This is a genomic window from Pseudomonas sp. AD21 (genome assembly GCF_002878485.1).
Classification (GTDB): domain Bacteria; phylum Pseudomonadota; class Gammaproteobacteria; order Pseudomonadales; family Pseudomonadaceae; genus Aquipseudomonas.
Window position 1 is genome coordinate 1 of the sequence record NZ_NQYG01000015.1, and the last position, 17485, is coordinate 17485.

General features: G+C 50.7%; 17 protein-coding genes. 13 read left to right on the forward strand and 4 right to left on the reverse strand.

The annotated features are described in order from the left end of the window. Positions 1-319: 319 nt before the first annotated feature. Positions 320-535: a hypothetical protein gene (locus PseAD21_RS11925; protein ID WP_102355840.1), complete on the reverse strand. Its 216-nt coding sequence runs from the start codon at positions 533-535 to the stop codon at positions 320-322. A gap of 99 nt (positions 536-634) precedes the next feature. On the opposite strand from PseAD21_RS11925, the gene PseAD21_RS11930 reads away from it, so the two are divergent. Beyond that, positions 635-1003, forward strand: coding sequence for a hypothetical protein (locus tag PseAD21_RS11930; protein ID WP_102355841.1), 369 nt, complete (start codon positions 635-637; stop codon positions 1001-1003). A gap of 50 nt (positions 1004-1053) precedes the next feature. Here PseAD21_RS11930 and PseAD21_RS11935 read toward each other — a convergent pair whose 3' ends face one another. Beyond that, positions 1054-1416 (reverse strand): DUF6124 family protein, encoded by a 363-nt coding sequence (locus PseAD21_RS11935; protein WP_102355842.1) that lies wholly within the window; start codon positions 1414-1416, stop codon positions 1054-1056. 1117 nt (positions 1417-2533) lie between these two features. On the opposite strand from PseAD21_RS11935, the gene PseAD21_RS11940 reads away from it, so the two are divergent. Then, positions 2534-3661 (forward strand): hypothetical protein, encoded by a 1128-nt coding sequence (locus tag PseAD21_RS11940; RefSeq protein ID WP_102355843.1) that lies wholly within the window; start codon positions 2534-2536, stop codon positions 3659-3661. 183 nt (positions 3662-3844) lie between these two features. On the opposite strand, the gene PseAD21_RS11945 is transcribed toward PseAD21_RS11940, so the two are convergent. After that, entirely contained in the window at positions 3845-4222 is a 378-nt protein-coding gene (locus PseAD21_RS11945; RefSeq protein ID WP_102355844.1) for a DUF6232 family protein, read from the reverse strand. 523 nt (positions 4223-4745) lie between these two features. Between PseAD21_RS11945 and PseAD21_RS11950 the strand changes: the two genes are divergently transcribed. The 5 genes from PseAD21_RS11950 (at position 4746) to PseAD21_RS11980 (ending at position 11437) form a co-directional block, all read left to right on the forward strand. Next, complete coding sequence (locus PseAD21_RS11950) at positions 4746-5942, forward strand: hypothetical protein (protein ID WP_102355845.1); 1197 nt, start codon at positions 4746-4748, stop codon at positions 5940-5942. A 358-nt stretch (positions 5943-6300) separates the two neighbouring features. After that, entirely contained in the window at positions 6301-6594 is a 294-nt protein-coding gene (locus PseAD21_RS11955) for a hypothetical protein (protein ID WP_102355846.1), read from the forward strand. Next, positions 6591-7745 (forward strand): relaxase/mobilization nuclease domain-containing protein, encoded by a 1155-nt coding sequence (locus tag PseAD21_RS11960; RefSeq protein ID WP_102355847.1) that lies wholly within the window; start codon positions 6591-6593, stop codon positions 7743-7745. The genes PseAD21_RS11955 and PseAD21_RS11960 overlap by 4 nt, the downstream gene beginning before the upstream one ends. 864 nt (positions 7746-8609) lie before the next feature. Next, positions 8610-9755: a hypothetical protein gene (locus tag PseAD21_RS11970; protein WP_102355848.1), complete on the forward strand. Its 1146-nt coding sequence runs from the start codon at positions 8610-8612 to the stop codon at positions 9753-9755. 848 nt (positions 9756-10603) lie between these two features. Next, positions 10604-11437: a hypothetical protein gene (locus tag PseAD21_RS11980; RefSeq protein ID WP_102355849.1), complete on the forward strand. Its 834-nt coding sequence runs from the start codon at positions 10604-10606 to the stop codon at positions 11435-11437. A 59-nt stretch (positions 11438-11496) separates the two neighbouring features. Here PseAD21_RS11980 and PseAD21_RS11985 read toward each other — a convergent pair whose 3' ends face one another. Continuing rightward, on the reverse strand, positions 11497-12375 hold the full coding sequence (locus PseAD21_RS11985) for a YafY family protein (protein WP_102355850.1): 879 nt from the start codon (positions 12373-12375) through the stop codon (positions 11497-11499). 357 nt (positions 12376-12732) lie between these two features. Here PseAD21_RS11985 and PseAD21_RS29650 point away from each other — a divergent pair, with 357 nt between their 5' ends. The 6 genes from PseAD21_RS29650 (at position 12733) to PseAD21_RS12005 (ending at position 17426) form a co-directional block, all read left to right on the forward strand. Next, a complete protein-coding gene (locus PseAD21_RS29650; protein WP_010220512.1) occupies positions 12733-12879 on the forward strand; it encodes a hypothetical protein in 147 nt (48 codons plus the stop codon). 89 nt (positions 12880-12968) lie between these two features. Further along, positions 12969-13289 (forward strand): 4-fold beta flower protein, encoded by a 321-nt coding sequence (locus tag PseAD21_RS30265; RefSeq protein WP_371859057.1) that lies wholly within the window; start codon positions 12969-12971, stop codon positions 13287-13289. A gap of 129 nt (positions 13290-13418) precedes the next feature. Then, complete coding sequence (locus PseAD21_RS11990) at positions 13419-14009, forward strand: DUF6338 family protein (protein ID WP_102355851.1); 591 nt, start codon at positions 13419-13421, stop codon at positions 14007-14009. 550 nt (positions 14010-14559) lie between these two features. Beyond that, positions 14560-14850, forward strand: coding sequence for a hypothetical protein (locus PseAD21_RS11995; RefSeq protein WP_102355852.1), 291 nt, complete (start codon positions 14560-14562; stop codon positions 14848-14850). 306 nt (positions 14851-15156) lie between these two features. Beyond that, positions 15157-16515 carry a hypothetical protein gene (locus tag PseAD21_RS12000; protein WP_102355853.1) on the forward strand — a complete coding sequence of 453 codons (1359 nt, stop codon included), beginning with the start codon at positions 15157-15159 and terminating at the stop codon, positions 16513-16515. A 545-nt stretch (positions 16516-17060) separates the two neighbouring features. Further along, positions 17061-17426: a helix-turn-helix domain-containing protein gene (locus PseAD21_RS12005; protein WP_371859058.1), complete on the forward strand. Its 366-nt coding sequence runs from the start codon at positions 17061-17063 to the stop codon at positions 17424-17426. The last annotated feature ends 59 nt before the right edge of the window (positions 17427-17485 follow it).

The window sequence follows — 17485 nt, forward strand, 5'->3', positions numbered from 1 at the left end:
GGCCCACCGCTTTCGCGAGCAAGCCCGCTCCCACAGGGGATCTGCGCTTAACTGATCGGCATTACCCGATATGGGCGCCTTTTCTATTGTCTGAACACTGAACCGGTGGAGCCTGAGGAAACAGGTGAACCTGTGGAACTAATTGCACCTGTAGAGCCAATACACCAATGGAGCGAATTACACCTGTGGCGAGGGGATTTATCCCCGATGGACTGCGTAGCAGTCCTCTGTTTTAAAAGCGGAGTCCGCGACCCATCGGGGCGGTGCGACGTTTCGCCAAATCCCCTCATCACAAGTTCAGTATCAGCCTCGATTTCCATCAATCGTCATGCAACATCCCGGAACTGTACTGATTCAAGCTGCTGCCAATACTGTTGCCACCAAACTTGAGCGTCGTCGCATTACTGCGACCCTCCGGCGATTGGCAATCCGAGGAAAAACAACTGGTGGTGGTCAAGCCACCGGAGCCCGAACAGGCACTCAATACCGAGACAGCTGCAGCGATCAACAGCACTTTGACGACATTGGTGCGCATGGTACGGCTCCCCTTGGGATGATCTTGTGCAAGCATCGTAGGCCTTCACCGCGTGTGGCAAGATGAAACTTTGCGGATCGACAGCACGGGTTCAGGTTCATGGGACACTCACCAACTCCCAGCGAGTTGTACAAAATCAGGGCCGCCCTGTCCGACATCTTTGTCGACACTGGGGTGGACTACCCCTACATCGCTGAGCAAATCAAAGGCTACGAGCCGGAACTGCTCAAAAACATCCTCTACTCGGAAGTCGCCGTCGTCTGCGCCGACAACCTGGAATGCGTACTTCCCCCGATCTGGACAGGCTTCGAACCCGACTGGTTGAACCGGGAAATCGAGCAAATGCTGCTCGCCAACAGGAACAGCAGGTTTCGCCGGCAACTTCATAATCTACATACCGCCTGGCTGCGCTTCAGCTATCGGGACGTCTGGAAAGAACTGTCAGCCCACCTCAAACAATCGAGCTGATACAGCCCTCCGTGGCACCGGCCTGACCGCTCGCCACAGAGGCACGCGCCCTACGCCTTCAACTCAACGTTATCCAACGCCTGATTCACCGCCAACTCCCCCAACATCACCACCTGCGCAATGCCCAGCAGCGTCTTGCGGTGCGAGATATCCAGCAACGCGGCGAAATCGTTGAGCATGGTGGTGGCGGAACCCAGCGACTCACTGGCGTTGGCGAGCAGGGATTCAGTGTCGTAGGCCGGGTTGGCGAGGAACATCGGTTTGGATTGATCACCGCAAGCCATGATCTGGCTGGCCGGGGTGAGGTAGTGATCGAGGGCGCGCTCGGCGGCTTCGTGGAGTTTGCGGGAATCGAGGGATTCGTAGGGGGATGCGGGGTCGGTTTCTGGTGGGTTGGGCGTTACTTTGAACATAGATGGAACCTCTAGCGCGAATACTAAAAGGAGCCATCACCCTCGCTACCAAACGATAGGTGGCGGCCATACGCGGGTTGGTAGACCGGTCGCACTAGAACCCGGCGCCCACGAATGAGCCCCACGCATGACCACCATGAAATCCGAGTCCTGGGACAGGACTGCACACGGTGACGCCATGAGTCTAGAAACGAAGCGGGCTACCAAACCCGATCACTGGTTTGCAGTGACACAGGGACGATAGAACCCGCGAGCTAGACGCACAAGCCAGCGGATTCTGTCTTAGGTGTAGGGGGAGGCGCAAGGTGGTGTAGGAACGGGACTGCAGCAACAAGCTTCATTTAAACGGGCGTGTTTTTCTGTTTGGGAAGGTTCTACGAACACGCTGATCGAACCGATTACTGTCACCAGCGCAAAGACCACTGCGCTCCTTTTTCAGGCGCTGTCCGTCGCCCCCGATGATGGATTGGGCATAGCACTCCCCCAACGTCCCAGCCACATGGGCTAATCCGCGGTAACTTCTTCGCTTTGTAGCAATTTCTAAGCAAGCCGTAATAACTGCCTGACAGGGGCACTACCGGTACTTTGCTTGTATTTTTTCTCGAAAGGAGTCGAAACCATGCCTGGTGAATACCCGCCTGCATCTGCTGAATTCGTGCAAGTTTCAGTTGCTGATTGACTTATTACTTGATGCGTCCGGACGGTAACAAGCGGCGATTACCGGTGATCGTATAAAACAATCATAATCGTCAACACTTAAAGTTAGTTAGCATCACTAGATGAACCACCCGGAGCGGATGGGAAAGTAATAAACTTTTCGCTTTAAGGCGATGAGTTGTTGAGTCAACACAAGTTGACTGCCTACAAACGTGTCGGAAACCGGCCTGACAGGATAGAGCCTCGCGCTCTAAAACGAAGATCCAAGCCCTACCCAGGGTTGATGCAAACACGTCGATCGGCAAAGGCTGAGGTACGGAGGAATAGGCACCCGAAGAAGGTTAAATAAGTGCCATTCGAGTCAGAAGCGTAACCGATTGTGCGCGTTCGGCAGGATGCACGGAAAAGGCTAATTTTGACTACAGACTGGAAGAACTTGGAGCCAAGACTACAATCCTAAATGTTTAATATAGAACATCAGGCGGCATGGATTACAGTACTTAATTGGATCTTGCTGGCCTTATTGAATCTGATCGATGGGAGCGCTATGAGCGGATTATATGTTAAGGGACAACAAATAATTTCCACGACTGCCCGAGGGGCAACACAAGTTAGCCGGATAAAGATTGGAACCAGTAGCAATGCCATTTTCAGTGGCCCCTTGCGAGATGTATTGAAGCATCATGTAAAAGAAAAGGCCAGGCACTACTTTTTATTCGGCAAATATATTCAGATCACCTGCGATTACCTATCTGGAATTGACAAAATCAAGGCCAGCTCTCTGACGTTGGATAACGCAATTCAAAAAACGGCAACACATCAGGTTGGCAAAGGATCCTATGATGCAAAGTATTATAAAGGGGATGATGGGGAATACCCTGGATCATCCCAGAGTAGGTTTGATGTAAAAGCTATCGATATTTTGAATAGGCAATCTACTGGTCAGATCGATACCGTCGCGGCTCACTATAACAATCTTGGTCTCAGCCCTAAGTTCGTGAACATAATGCAAGAAATGATAGGCGAACACCCTGACCGCAAGGTTCTGAAGAAGCTTAATGAAATTTGTATCGCGTTGTGCGCGGGCACTAGCATTCTCCCAAAGGAAATAAATCTTGGCCCTGAGAAAATTATGGATAGGCTTCAGCGCGAGCATTACGAGTATTTTCAAAAAAGCGGAGGAGCGCTCCTCTCGCAAGAAAGCATTGATAGTTACGTCGATAAAGGCACGGCTCAAATTTCAAATTGGGGAGGTCGCAATCACAAAGGTACTGAGATAGGACAGTTGATGGAACCGTATAAAGCCGGCTTGGCTGAAACTCGTATTATTCTTTATCCCCAAGCAATGAGGTCGATCGAATACTTCCTCCAGGACATGATAGAAGCTGAGGATTTCACCTTAGGCTCAAGCCTCCAGGATTTGTCGGACCGATACCTTCAGGAAACCGAGTCAGGTAATAAAGGAATACGGGTACCCAGACCTGAGAGCGTTCAGAAGTTGATCGATGAGTTTCAGGTCGAGCGCAGGATAAATAGCGGCGCCCTATTAGGCCCAGGGTCCACTTCGTCGAGTGATCCGTTGCAGTAAATACCTGATTGAGGGCTCCCGCCGCCGAAGCGGCCGTGACCCAATATAGCGCTGCGAATGAAGACATTCGCAACATGTGACCGGCATTGCCAGTACCAATCCAAGCTTTCTGAGCAAAGCGGAGCAAAGGGACGGATTTATTTACCGCCGAAACCTCAGCCTCTAAATAAATCCGTCACTTTTTCATCCCCGATGAATGATTGAGTCATTTATCGCGCCGACGACTCTGGAAATCCAGGACAGATCCACATCTTGCAGCGCCTGTTGCTCTCCAGAGGACGTAGTAAGCACAATTGTGTAGATCGTCTTCTGCATAAAGAACCAAGCAAGACCTGCAAAAAACAAGACGACGGAAACCGTATTGATACCTTTGTTATATCCGATAATCACCCCAACGATCATCAGCAGTACGGGCCAAGTACGGTTAGGATTTATTTGAGAGGTTTTCACAGCCGTGACTCCACTCATCGCAAACGTCTTTTGCCCCGGAAGGATGAACCGGCTGTTGGTAACCTTTACTTCACGTTCGTCAAAAAAGACCTTTTCTTGCTGAGCGTCCATTGCTTTTCCTTTCACAAGCTTGTGGTTTTGTTGCTCTAGAAAATAGATGTTCGGCCATCAAATCGCCACCCCTAGCTAGTCGATTGATCGAAAAAAGCACTCTTAAATGCGACGAGTACCATGGAAGAGCATCTGCAAGCCCACCACCCTCAATCCTGATAAACTCCCCCACCTCCCAGCCCCACCCAATCCAGAACCGCCAATGTCCCCTATCTCCGCCACACCCGCCCCACTCTCCCGCCGCTTCTCCGTCGCCCCGATGATGGATTGGATCACCAAAGCCTGAATTCATTGGGTTTTGCTCTGATCGTGTACATTCTGTGCGCAGACATCGATACCGCCCACCTACCCTGACAGCGAAAATATTGGACATACCGATTGGACTCCACGGTGAGCGCAAGTGCCTCCAGCCATGGCACTACCGACTGGCACTACCTACTTTCCCCTCTCCTGCACAGAATAGCTGCCACTTTCATGCTATGAGTAGTGGCACATTGATTTATGCCAGCGTCATGGAGACACAATGCTGACCATCCGCTATCCACATCTGATGCAGCACGTGAGAGACCTACATCACGGGATAAGTACGATTGCAAACGACAAGGAAGGTACGTTCCTCCTCATAATCAAAGTGCCCAAGGAGGCCGTACTAGCCGCAAAAGCCAAGCAGCGCATCGGGTTCTATCTAGTCCCATGTCGGATGAACGGAGAGACTTACCACGGCCTAGTCACTACATATGAAGATGATGAGCTCAACCCACTGATGGTTGTTACTCCCCTACTAGACGATGAAATGGGACACTCCATATTTGACCTGCTTTCATCGGAAAGCTTCGACATTCATTTCTTTGACGACAACAATCGCGAACTTCTTGGCTACAGGTCGCAGAACGAAAAGTTCGCAGAGTTCGACAAAAGCCAATACAAGCTTGCCCCATCAAGCCTTGAGGCTGCTTATGAAATTCGTGACTTAACTAATCACTGGTTCATGCGCAGATCGCTTCAGGATGATAAGAACTCGATCAAGGTTAATTTCCTTGAACGACTTATGATCGAGGATTTATTCATTTTAGACGCAGTACCCATGAACAACCTGTTTCAAAAATGCCCATCTGTGAGCCACTCGACCCTTGAGAGGCTAGAGCCAGGTAGCTTTCAAGAGATGGATATTGTTAAGCTACTTCAGAAAGTATTTCATGAAGACTCAATATTCCTGAACCCACTTCGCACAGATAACAATGAAGAGTTCGTCGACGTTTTAGTTGCCTCCGATGAATATCTGCTGCTGATTCAGGCCAAGGACAGCCCAAACACGGAGAAGTCCTTAGATCGAACTCTAAAAAGAAAGATCTCGACAGTTTCAAAGGCTCTTGATAAAGCTATTGATCAAACGAGAGGAGCGATTAAGTACCTGAGACGTGGTGAGAACCTGCAGTTTCACTTTGGCGAAGATATCTTTGAGATTGAAACGCACGACAAAGTGATCCGAAACCTTATAGTTGTCCAGGAAACTTTCATCAATGAATGGGAAAGCTACTCGGAACGAGTTCTTGGGCTGGGTAAAGAAATGGATTCTTCATGTTACGTAATGGGATATCCAGAGCTTGTGACATGGACAGCAAAGCTCAGTACACCAGAGAAATTCTTTGATTCATTTGACAGTATCGTTGAAGGAGGTAAAGAGACTGGTATATTCCCAAGTATAACCTTCTACAACTGATATACCCTCCATATTGCTTACTGTCAAAGCTAAGTCGCAAGACCATACTGCGATTTCGCACTCATCCCTTGCGAGCTCCGCACTTACCTAAAGTAAAACCGCAAGCGACTAAAGTGATTTCGCACTCCAACACTGCGATTTCGCATTCACACCTTGCGAAAATTTAGGTATACAAGCAAATAACTCAAAATAATTAGCAAAACCACTAGATCCACCTAAAGCTCCTTTTGCACAATAGATCTAGAGCTTCTTTTTAGCCAGTTGTGTCTACGTCAGACAATAAGCGACTAGATACTCACATCCCTTCGGGTGTTGCGTTAGAGCAAAGTTCATATAAAAACAATAAAGGTGAGTCAAGATGAAAACAGTTGAGAGAAAAAACAAAGAATCCCGTATCACTTTGCGACTAAACAAAGCTGAGCTCGATACTTTAAATGCGAAAGTCGCTGAGGCAGGCTATAAGTCCGCTGGCGCGTTCATCCGTGACTACGTTGCCAACAGCCAGGTTAAGCCCAAAGTCACCCAGGACGTCGTACAGATAGCCCGCGAACTGATGAACCTTGCATCGATGATCAACGCAGACCGCCCAGGCTCCGAGCTTCTGACAAAGGTTAAACTCATAGCTCAGGTGAACCTGGGAGGTGTTGCATGATCGGCAAGATTTTTCCCAAGTCCGCTGGTTCTTTCAAAGGCCGCATCCGGTACATATTTGGCTGCACCAAGCACGACCACGAGATCTCCGGCATCCGGACGATCAGCTTCAACACAATGAGCAAAGACCCTCTGCCAGGCGTCCAGCAAGGCAACGAATCAGACCTGTCAGAGATGATCAGGGAGTTCGATCAAGTGGAGTCGCTCAGGCGCTTCTCCACCGACTCCGAGAAGCCCATAAAGCCAGTCTTCCACGCCATGCTGTCCCTGCGCCCAGGAGAGTCCTTAACGACGTCCCAGTGGCGCACAACAGTCCAGACGTACATGACAGATCTAGGCTTCGACGAAACCAACCAGTTCGTTGCGGTGATGCACCAAGACAAGGATCACCAACACGTCCACATCGTAGCGAACCGCATTAGGTTCAATGACGAATTCAGCATGGTAAAAGACAGCAATGAGCGAAGCATCAGCCTCGATTCAGTGTCGGGCATCGAAGACCGCTTCAATCTGAGCAAAGCTCCGAAGTCGAAAGACACGTGGGGCGTCTCGATTACTCACGCAGAGCTCCAAGCCTCGATCCGCGATAACGAACTCCCGCTGAAGCACAAGATGATCGCGAAGATCGCCGGGGCAATCGAACGTACCCAGGCAACCAATGGCGACATGTTCGACTTCGTCCGCGCCCTGAGGAAGCAAAAGGTCTACATCAACCTGACACTAAACGAAGAAGGCCAACCGAAAGGCATCAGCTTTGAGTTTGACGGCAAACATATAAGCGGCAGGCAGCTCAAGCGCTCAAGGTTGACTTGGCAAAAACTAACTACACAAGAAGGAATACATTATGATCCAGAAACCTTTTCAGAGCTTCAGGATGAAATTGCAAGAAGAGATAGCGAAGAACAAGAAAGAGCTCGAATCTATTTCTATGAGTTCATCGCAGTCAGCGGGCGCAGAAGAAAGCCTGTCTACGTCAAATTCACAGCAAAGGACTACGAAGTTCAGAAGCTAATCCAGGAGATTCTTGAGCTGCTTGACGCACTATTTGATGCGCTATTCGAGCCTAAAGAATGCAGATTGAAGCAAAACCACATCGAGTTTATTCCCGGTACTCCGTTCAACATGCCAGAGGAGGATGAGCTTACGCCTTGAGATACTTCTTGTAGTAATGCATCAACAACCTTGCGTCGAGCAACGCATGATGCGGAAGCTCTGGCGTTTCTTCTACCTGAAAACCTCTCTCATTGTATAAGTCGATCAGGTTGACCGGTCTGTTGAACACGTTGCCGGGCCACTTGTGATCGTAATAACCTTCATCTCCGCAGTATGGTCAGGCGGGGATCTGGGGAGCTACCTCACGAATGACTGGTACGAGGCAGAGAGCGGTGGCAGGGCATTGGCCGGAAACAACGAAATTTTGATTGATGGCCAACAACGTCTGCACAGTCTGGAAGAGTATTTCCTCCACCGTCTAGCGATCCCTAATGCACAAGGACAGCCGAGGATTTGGTCTGAGCTCGGCAACGGTGAAAGGAAGCATTGTTGCGCTGTAAAGCATTAATCAGAGTCCTCCATAACGCACGTCATAACGTTACCGGTTGATTCTACCAAGCCAGTAAACACTCTCTCTTTATCGATAAAAGCACGATATATCATCAAACGCTCAACATTGAAGAAAGTGCTCATCGAAAAACCAATTTCGTTCAACATACGCCTTTACCATCGCAACTAAATACAAACATAAACGGTCTGTCGCTCAAAAAACTTTAGCGGACATGAGAAATAATATTCCAACGTTGCCGCTTTGACATGAATGTTCGTGGAATTCTATGTGTGTGCCCTTCGGAACGGCTGCTGTGAACCGAGCGGCCTGCTACGTCTCGGCCCGATGGGCTTCCATCCTCGCGCCTCAGCCTAGCGGCATGCGCGCTCCGCTTACGTTGTTGTACGAGCTGTAATCTGACCGTTCACGCTCTAAACTGCGGATCCTCATTTTTTATGAACAACGGAATGCGTATGTCTGAAATTGAAAACGACAATGAAGAGAAGGCAAAACCTGATGATCTTTATCAAACCGCAGAGCAATATTACTCGATGGTAAAAGCCCATCGACGTCGCAAGCGTGCGGCTAGATTTCGAGAGATGAATCCTTTGGCGTGGTACTTCGACGAATTCCCCGCACAGGACATGTATAAGAGTCCGTTATCGAATCAGCGCTCAACTCGGCAGGAAGTCAGATATCACTGGCTAAGGCAGCGCACAGGCTGGATCTTCTGGTCTCAGTTGAAGACTACCACTGCAGTGCGATTTGCCGCTTTTGGAGGATTGATCAGTGCATTCTATCAAGCCGCACCTGGTATGCATGGTGAGGCAGGTGACGCAGGAGCTCCCTTCAGGTGGCTTTTGTTAGCAGGCCTGACCTACCTCATCGCTGTGCTTTGGTATGAAATCTGGTGCCCTCTTTTGTTGAAACAGGCCCTTTCCTCCAAGCCTGGGTTACTCGAAAATCAATCCAGTGTATGGCTTCGTACGCTGGTTGAGGATGAGCTGCGACGCTGGTGGAGCAAACGCAATTGGTGGCCGCATCCTGACTTGCTGGATGAGCAGAAGTCCGAAGATCGGACGGCGATCGCAATTATGTCCGGATATGGTGTGCCTGCGTTCGCAGGGTTTGATGCTTATGCGTGCGCTCACATTGAGCGCGCTCTCTGCGAGTATCGCAACCTACGGAATGTCACTATGTGGCGAAGGGGCGATCGCTCTTCGGATATGGAGGAGTTCTCGCCGCAATACATCTACGAGGGTAGCCGCCCCTTAATGCGTCGTTTGACCATCAGCTCTCTCAATGAATACGACATCCAGGACAATCCCAATTCAAAGGTGGGAGATCTGGTTGTGGGCTGGTACAGGTGCCCTATCAACATATCTTCGCATCTTGAGAGTCGAAGCACCGTGAACATACGGCACGAAGCTGAAGGATTGGATCACTTGTTCGCAGATCATGCAGGGGCTATAGCGTTTGCTCAAACGATTGCAGTTTGGCAAAACACAATGCACCCGATCCGTCGTTTTATCCTAATGATTCTGTATTTGATGAGTGGCATCTTTTTCGTGTGGTTCGTAATTCTTCAACTACAAATCATTCTCCCGAAAATGTTTTGAGCCAATTTCTATCGCTCACTCACCTGCCGCGTCGGTGCTGTGGTGGTGGACATATGCCAGCGTTCACCGCTCAGCATCCCTTCTCTATGGAGTCATCCGCTTGCGCCTAGGAGCCCTGTGGCAAATGCTCGATGAACACCTTGAATACTCTGTAAGGCTTGCGCAGCCGAGCAACTTCACAGGGAGTATGTCGGCAAAGGGCTCATCGACGAGTAGACGTTGCCTACCGCTCCCCTCCATCCAAGCAGGCATGGGACAAACCCGATGGTATGGGCTATTTTGGAAAGACAAACGCCCTGCATGGGTACAGGCAGAAGAACGAGAGTTAATTAAAGCTGTGCACAACCTGCAAACGCTGCAGACAACTCCTCGTGGCGGGATGAGGATTGATTCTGAAGAGCTCAGGGATCAGATTCTGGAGTCACAAGACCGATACAAAGATCTGGTGAAGAGGTAGCGATGCGAAGTGTTAACTGGTTGGGTACCTGACTCAGCGGTTCACGCAAGTGAGGATTGGTGCCTGCCCCTACGGGGAATGGCTGCCGTAAGCCGAGCCTTGGCAAGTCGGCGCCCCGTACCTTCGGGCTTCCATCCTCACGCCTGCGACCCTCCACGTCTGCGCGCTCAGCTTGCCCGGATTTCAGATCGCTCAAATATCAGATGCACTTTCGAAAGGGCTTACAGGACGCCAGGAGTAAAGCCGGGGATTTCCGCGCTGACTGGCTCATCCAGACTGCTAAAGTGAACGGCTCGTCACCCGTGCCACTCGCAAGCACGCCAAGTGCCGAATCCCGGAAAACTCTGCCTGACTTCGAGAGCAGCACAACTAACCATCGTTGGAGGACATGATGTCTGAGCAGTTGCATTTCACTCGTCAGACCCTACTGGCCGCATCGGACTTTATTGAGAAAGCAGGAACAAACGCAGGCTTTGACTTGATGGTGCAGCGGCTTGAGCTTGATCAGTGGGTACCTTTCGGAGGTGAGCTGTCGGTTCCGAAAAAAAGGGTTGTATTCAATAAGACACTATTGGAGCGAGCAGGGCTCGTTTTCTGGGCACGAGAAGGTCAGATGACGCATGGCGAAGCCCTGATTCGTGAAGCCGTTCGGCTCATGAGCTTGCCTTCCGTACATGAGCATCAGGAACAATTCGAGCGCTGCCTAGCGCGGGATGGGTTCACTGTTTCCTGGGATGCTGGCGACTGCGGACAGGGCACACCTCCTTGGCTAAGGCGAAGCTTGCCAAAAAATGTGGATTTGCCTGCGGGCGATGATCAAGTTCACCAGCACCTGAAACGATTTGGTTTCGTCAGATCTTGCGGTCATCTTGACCAGGCTATTGACGCGCATACGAGAGGCGACTGGGCGGCAGCAAACGCGCAGATCAGGACATTCATCGAGAGCCTCGTTCTGGAGATAGCAACGCAGATTGCGTCCGCTGACCTCCCTCTTCACCCGGGCTTGAACAACGGTTTTCAAGCGTTGGCCAATCGCGGTTTTTTATCGGAAAGCCGTTCAGAATGGAACCAAGATGGGAAAGGTATGCTCAACGGATTGATGAAGATGTTGCACTCAGATGGTTCGCATAAAGGCCTTTCGGATGAAGACCATTCAACCATGCGTCTTCATATAGCCTTAGTGACCAGCCGGGCACTCTTGAATCGACTGGCCAACAACGGGTGAGGAACAGATAGAGCCTATTGCGAACAGCTTTTCTCCGGTGCTGCGCCTTTGGCCGGCAATTAATTAGGACTTTGGTAGCCTGGAGCGAACATGGAGCTCTCTACTCCGTAAAGTGCGAGAGGATCCTTTAGCCATAACCGGTAGGCCTTATCCGTGATGCTGTGATCAGGCGAGCAATCGACGTGATATTGCTGCAGTACGTAGCCCGCCATGGCGGCGCGAACTCGTAGTTTGAGCACGCCATCAAGCATGTCGTAGTCACGCTTAACGATCTCTGTAGAGTCTTTATCGGGATGCGGAACGATGGGTAACTCAAGCATCCGATTCCACTGATCATCATGCTTAGGCGTTTCATCGTCTCCCGCTTTCTCCCCCATCTGAATCTCGGCATGCCCCACTCTAGTTAGAACGAAGTCTGCAAACTTTTTACGTTTCCGATCGAACGCCCGAACGTGCCAGCGAAGACCGTCACAACCAATAGCGAACGGTACGATGATTCGCTCTGACTGACCTGAACCAGAGGTGTAGCTGATTTTAACGACCCGCTTAAGGTGTATTGCCCGGGTGATGGGCGCTAAAACTTCTACCTTAGGTTTGCTGAGCAGCGAAACCGACTCGTGGGGGATCAGCGGCTTTTCATACGAATCCAGACCATAGCCAAATCCCTGCGAAAGCGCAGTGAGAACTCGCTCAGATGCGTGCGCGATCAGAGGCGAGAATTTTTCGCGTATCACGTACTGCTTCGTGACCGTGTCGAGCTCGGTATTCTGTGGAGCAACATCCTTGTACTGAGCGAAATCACGGGTGGCAGCAGCGGCGCCCACGCCAAACCTATCCATGAGATCCGCACGTGAGACGGCGCCTGTGAAGTAGAGGCGGAAATCGATGTACACCAGGCGCTCCCGTTGCGCTTGGCTGTACTCGCTCAAATCAATCATGTCATCTCCATCGAATCTAATAGTCGGTCACGCCCGTCACCTATCACCCAGCATAACACATGAGCAGTTGACGTCATCAAAATGATGATGATAGGCTTTGTAAATGGCCATGATACATATTCATCACTAGCACCGTGGTGAGGCTCCTGAGCCTGAGCTGGACTAGATGATGGAAAGCCAAAAACAAAAAAGCCGATCAAGTTCGCACCTTGACCGGCCTTTGGGAAAAGACGTCTGAACAGGCTCCAGATGTCTCTCGCGCTTCGTTGAAGAAAGCTTTGCGATGGTAGTCCCTGTGGGCTCCTTTCGCAAGGGAGCGAGTTCTGTGTTTGAGCCTACCTCATCAGGAGACATTTTATGTCCCAGATTGAGATGTTCGAAAAGCCAGACGAGGAAGGTGAGGTCATCTATCGCATGACCATCACCACCAAGACGGGGAAGGTGATTCGACGTGCGAACGGTCAGCCGTTTCGTATCGTCATTCGCCCTAAAGCAGCCAAGTGATTTGACTGCTTAACAGAGCTCGGGGCACACAAGTGCCCTGTTCTCCCATCGCTGCAATGAAGAGCCTCATGAGCCTAGATTTCTATGATATGCAACACAAGCCGATCGCGTATACAGATGACGACGAGCACTTATATGCATACTGTGGCCGTCCACTCGCCTACTTTCACGAAGGTTCGGTCTACTCCTATCCAGGCTTACATCTAGGATTTATAGCGAATGGCTACATTCGCGATAATCGCGGCTACATCGTGCTACGCACACCAGAGTCAGGCGGTGGCTCAATGAAGATGTGGCTCCTACCCCCTCCACCGAAGGGCCCCAAGCAAATGCGATATCTCAAATGTCGAAGGCGTCCGAAATTTTTATGCTCTGATGGGTCTCTTTCTATCAAAGATACCTGGGGATGAGTTTTTCTCTTGATAAGAGATGACATGCCTCCTCTCTCGACCATGGTTAAGAACGATAGCGGTGTAAGCGCCGGCTTTGAGCCAACGGATGATTCAGGCGTCCGCCCAATCAAGTAAGAGAGACAGGCAATGGAAGATCTAGCAACGAAAATCATCCCATTGGTACAGACGCTTGTTCCTGGCTTTCTGACCACCATGATCTTCTATTGGTTGGCCGATGTTAAAAAGCCTGCGCAGTTTGAGCGCACAGTTCAAGCACTGATCAGCACTGGGCTGATAACGATGCTGGTGTCAGGCATCAAGCCCGTGTTGTTTTACATTGGCGAGCATCACTTTCAGCTAGGGCAGTGGACGGTTCAAGTAGAAGGCGTTTGGGGAATAGGCTTAGCGACATCTCTAGGCCTATTGCTAGCCTTCGCTTCGAACCACGATTACCTGTACAGATTTGGTAGGTGGTTGACCTTGACGTCTCGCTCGTCGTATCCCGAGTGGATTTATGCCTTCCGCAAACGCGAAGGCAAAAGCGTGGTGCTTACCCTGCTTGATGGACGGCGATTATTCGGGTACCCGGCAGTATGGCCAACCGAGCCTAAAGATGGGCACTTCCTCATTACACAGCCAAGCTGGATGAACGAAGAGAATGAGTGGGTCGACACGCCCGGCATCGAGAGTTATTTAATTGCAAACAGCGATGTGTACCTAGTCGAATTTCTAGAGTAGGAGATCAGAAGTGAATAACGAAAATAAACCTAGGCATCACGTGCTTGAACAGCGAACTGGTAATGAGGGGATGAATGTTAATCCTCCTGCACCAGCTAACATCCGCCCCTCAGCACCACCGCCCGCTCCCCCTAAAGCGCCGAAAAAATAGAGGTCGAAATGTACGAGGAAAGAGGTATATCGCCCCAACCATGCAAACCGAGTGGCGGACATTCAAATCCACCCAAGCCATTCGCTCAGCGCCCGGCAACTCCACCTAAGGCCCCTCCACCACCCACCAAAAGGTAATCCCATGACAAACCAATCTGACGGCAAGGTTCATGTAAATAATGGCATAAACAAGCAGACTACCAGCCAGAGGCCTGCTGCTCCCCCGCCACCGCCGCCTCCGAAAAAGTGAGATGTGTCAGCACAGTCCTGCAACGAGTGTATTGATGCCCTTCGGGGGTGCTGCCTGAAAACTTACGACACAGGCATACCCGAGGTTGATGCTTGAAAATTCATAGCTTAATCTCGATCATGCCATCAATAGCTCAACAAGGAGTGATAGATGTCAGTATTCATGGTGACATGGAGCTTGAACAAAGAGCACGGCTCCTACGCCTACAATCAAGCAAGAGCCGCGTTAATTCAGCATCTGGATCGTTATCAGAACGTCACAGATCACGGGCTGGAGTCGGTACGATGGGTTAGCTCCAGCGCTACAGCGGAACAAGTCTGCGTAGACCTGAGAAGTAGGCTCGATCCGAATGACCGGCTTTTTGTAACCCAGGTTATTGCTGGCGCCCATCAAGGATGGCTGGATAAAGCAGTATGGGATTGGATCAATGCTCGGCTTTAGCCGCCGCGAACGCTCATACAGCAGCCCTCGGGCACATCCTGTCTAAGACGCTTTAGATTCTGCAGCGCCCCCCGCGTCGGCACGGTAGGGATCTCAGCTAGTGACTGGGTCACATGTTCGAAACTTCGGCCCAATCTGATTAAATTTGATGGTGCTTGAATGCGTGAAATGCCGGCACCTGCGATTTGACCGCCTACGTTGGACGCATGGATTTATTAGATCTCTGACGTCGCCCAGTTTCAAATTTCCAGCATAAAAACCTAAATTGTCTTGAACAGCGTAGCAGGACACCGCAAGGAAGTGATCATGTGCAGTGATGCCAACAAAGCCTCCTCCCAAGCTAAGGCGGAGATCCAAAATCCAGCATCCTCCAAAAAAGAGCCCAGCTTCTTTGCTTCTGAGTGGGGCTCGTTTCTACTTGCGTTAGCTAGCGTATCCAGTGCTGCTTTCATTTCCGTCTGTAGCGGCCCGATCCTTACGGAGCTTGGCCGTGTCACAGACTTAAATTTTCAGGAAAGTTTTAAGCACACTATCAGTGCTCTCGTACTCTCGACTATTGCACTGTGGCTGGTTTATCGACGGGAGCGCGCGTTGAGTGCGGTCACGGACGAGAAGGAGCGCCAGAATGAAGTGATGCAGGTGAGCTTGCGTAAGCAGAATGAGGAAATGGAAAGTAGATTGACCTACCTCCCCCCCCGACAGTTCATTCAGGAATATGTAGACACCCAGGCCACCATCGGTCAGCTACGCAGGGCATCCAAAACTGATCCCACTATCACCCGCGAAAAAGTAGCTGAACATATGCGCTCCATGCTGGACAGCATTCTCGCGCTGACAAGGCTATGGGACGGGGTATCAGGTACCAATAAGCATGTTGCTTACCAAGCCAATATCATGAGTGTTTTTCCTAAGGACGAGGTGGAACTGGACAGTCTTGTGCTCCCGCAGCAGATGCCTGAACCAGAGGAGGCATATCAGGAAGAAGCCGATATTCAGGCTAGTGAGGGGGCGGCACAACTTGCAGGCACCGCTGGTGAGTCGGACGCAGGGGCTCAGGCCCAGATCAATTCAGCATCACCCGAAGCGGCGCGGGCTCGACGTTTTACCCGCGAGGTTTGGGTTATGCATGACCATTTTTTCCTGCACAACCAGAATTATGAGGTTGCACTGCAGCGCTGCTCAGGCATCCTATTTCTAGAAGATGAACTTACAACCACTTCATCAGGCGGTGATAGAGCAGATACTGGACTTGACCAGGTATGCCTACCCTACACCTTGGATATGGACTTCGATGCTGAGTTCCACCATCCTAATCTTCCTGGAGCGCCGCGCGTCGCGTCGTCAGGGCAGCCTGAATATATCTCCAACACATCGAGCGTGGTGAGCAGTTGGGTTACCGCCCAACGTGAAGAAGTCAGCGAAATGAACGGCCGGTATGAGCAAAAAATCGGTAAGTATTACCGTGACCTGAAGCATGCGAAATCCATCCTAAGCTTACCGGTCTTTCATGACGATGAGCTCATCGGCGTCTTGAATGTGAGCCGCAACGCTGAGAACATGCTGCTAAACGCAGACCGAGCTGATCAATTCGCCCAATTCATGGTGCCGGTTTGCTACCATCTAGGCAAGATGTTAGCGTTACTGAAGACCACTCGTGACTCCTGACGTACCTATCGGAGGTTTATCATGACCAGTGAGGTTCGCGTTACTCTGGTTCGCAAAGCTTGTGCTGCGAAACCTAAAACACGCCCTAAGACTGCCGAAGAGATCAGCAGAGAGCTGTCTGCTCGTGCCCGCAGAATTTTGGCTGGCGAGATTCTAGAATCGAATGCCAAGCATTTGAATAGCTACTGAGCCTCCCACACAACGAAGCCGCCATTAGGCGGCTTTTTTGTGTCCCACAATTTGATGCACTGCTGACTGAGAGACATCACTGCCAGCAGTTCTGAACATTCGGATACATGCTATCCACGTACCCAGTTGACTCCGCTTGGAGCGTTAGTTAGTCAGCTTCTAAGGAACCTCAAATGAGTGATCTCCGGCACATGCACGCCGCACAGTTCGTCAAGAGCGTATAGCACTGCGATACCGTGATAGCCTTCACTCATCTAGAATGGCTCTCTCCGGCGCATCGATGCTCAAATGGACTGACTCAAATCAGGAACGTGCTTATGTCGCTCAAGATTGCTTTTGCTTCTGTGCTTAAAGCGATGCGTGCCGGCAAAGGACTGACTCAGAGAAACCTCGCCGAAGTCAGTAGCCGAACATACGTCTCGAAATTGGAGCGAGCTCAGTCAAGCCCCACCCTTGAGATGATTACCGCTCTGAGTGGCCCACTAAGTGTGAACCCTCTCACTCTAGTAGCCATCACTCTCTGCGCCGAGTCCGGGCAGTCTGTTAACGCGTTGCTGCGTCGCACCCAAGAGGAACTGGCGAGCCTAGGCCATGAGGGAGTTCTCAAAAATCTGGCGATTTCGTCGTGTGATGAGTTGCCAGTGCCACGACCTTCTACAAAACCCTCAAGTAATCGCTCAGTGACGAATTCTCAGCAAGCCGAGCTTTGCTTCGCTGAATAAATTCTCGCTTGGGCCTTCGGCTAATCGGTGCATTGTAATGTCGAACTCTCCAAGTGGTT

Excerpts from the sequence above, each read along its gene's own strand:
- PseAD21_RS11985 (WP_102355850.1), bottom strand. The coding sequence starts at position 12,375 with ATGATTGATTTGAGCGAGTACAGCCAAGCGCAACGGGAGCGCCTGGTG.
- PseAD21_RS11955 (WP_102355846.1), top strand. The coding sequence starts at position 6,301 with ATGAAAACAGTTGAGAGAAAAAACAAAGAATCCCGTATCACTTTGCGA.
- PseAD21_RS11960 (WP_102355847.1), top strand. The coding sequence starts at position 6,591 with ATGATCGGCAAGATTTTTCCCAAGTCCGCTGGTTCTTTCAAAGGCCGC.
- PseAD21_RS30265 (WP_371859057.1), top strand. The coding sequence starts at position 12,969 with ATGCAACACAAGCCGATCGCGTATACAGATGACGACGAGCACTTATAT.
- PseAD21_RS29650 (WP_010220512.1), top strand. The coding sequence starts at position 12,733 with ATGTCCCAGATTGAGATGTTCGAAAAGCCAGACGAGGAAGGTGAGGTC.
- PseAD21_RS11980 (WP_102355849.1), top strand. The coding sequence starts at position 10,604 with ATGTCTGAGCAGTTGCATTTCACTCGTCAGACCCTACTGGCCGCATCG.
- PseAD21_RS11990 (WP_102355851.1), top strand. The coding sequence starts at position 13,419 with ATGGAAGATCTAGCAACGAAAATCATCCCATTGGTACAGACGCTTGTT.
- PseAD21_RS11940 (WP_102355843.1), top strand. The coding sequence starts at position 2,534 with ATGTTTAATATAGAACATCAGGCGGCATGGATTACAGTACTTAATTGG.
- PseAD21_RS11925 (WP_102355840.1), bottom strand. The coding sequence starts at position 535 with ATGCGCACCAATGTCGTCAAAGTGCTGTTGATCGCTGCAGCTGTCTCG.
- PseAD21_RS11995 (WP_102355852.1), top strand. The coding sequence starts at position 14,560 with ATGTCAGTATTCATGGTGACATGGAGCTTGAACAAAGAGCACGGCTCC.
- PseAD21_RS12005 (WP_371859058.1), top strand. The coding sequence starts at position 17,061 with ATGCGTGCCGGCAAAGGACTGACTCAGAGAAACCTCGCCGAAGTCAGT.
- PseAD21_RS11950 (WP_102355845.1), top strand. The coding sequence starts at position 4,746 with ATGCTGACCATCCGCTATCCACATCTGATGCAGCACGTGAGAGACCTA.
- PseAD21_RS11970 (WP_102355848.1), top strand. The coding sequence starts at position 8,610 with ATGTCTGAAATTGAAAACGACAATGAAGAGAAGGCAAAACCTGATGAT.
- PseAD21_RS11945 (WP_102355844.1), bottom strand. The coding sequence starts at position 4,222 with ATGGACGCTCAGCAAGAAAAGGTCTTTTTTGACGAACGTGAAGTAAAG.
- PseAD21_RS12000 (WP_102355853.1), top strand. The coding sequence starts at position 15,157 with ATGTGCAGTGATGCCAACAAAGCCTCCTCCCAAGCTAAGGCGGAGATC.
- PseAD21_RS11935 (WP_102355842.1), bottom strand. The coding sequence starts at position 1,416 with ATGTTCAAAGTAACGCCCAACCCACCAGAAACCGACCCCGCATCCCCC.
- PseAD21_RS11930 (WP_102355841.1), top strand. The coding sequence starts at position 635 with ATGGGACACTCACCAACTCCCAGCGAGTTGTACAAAATCAGGGCCGCC.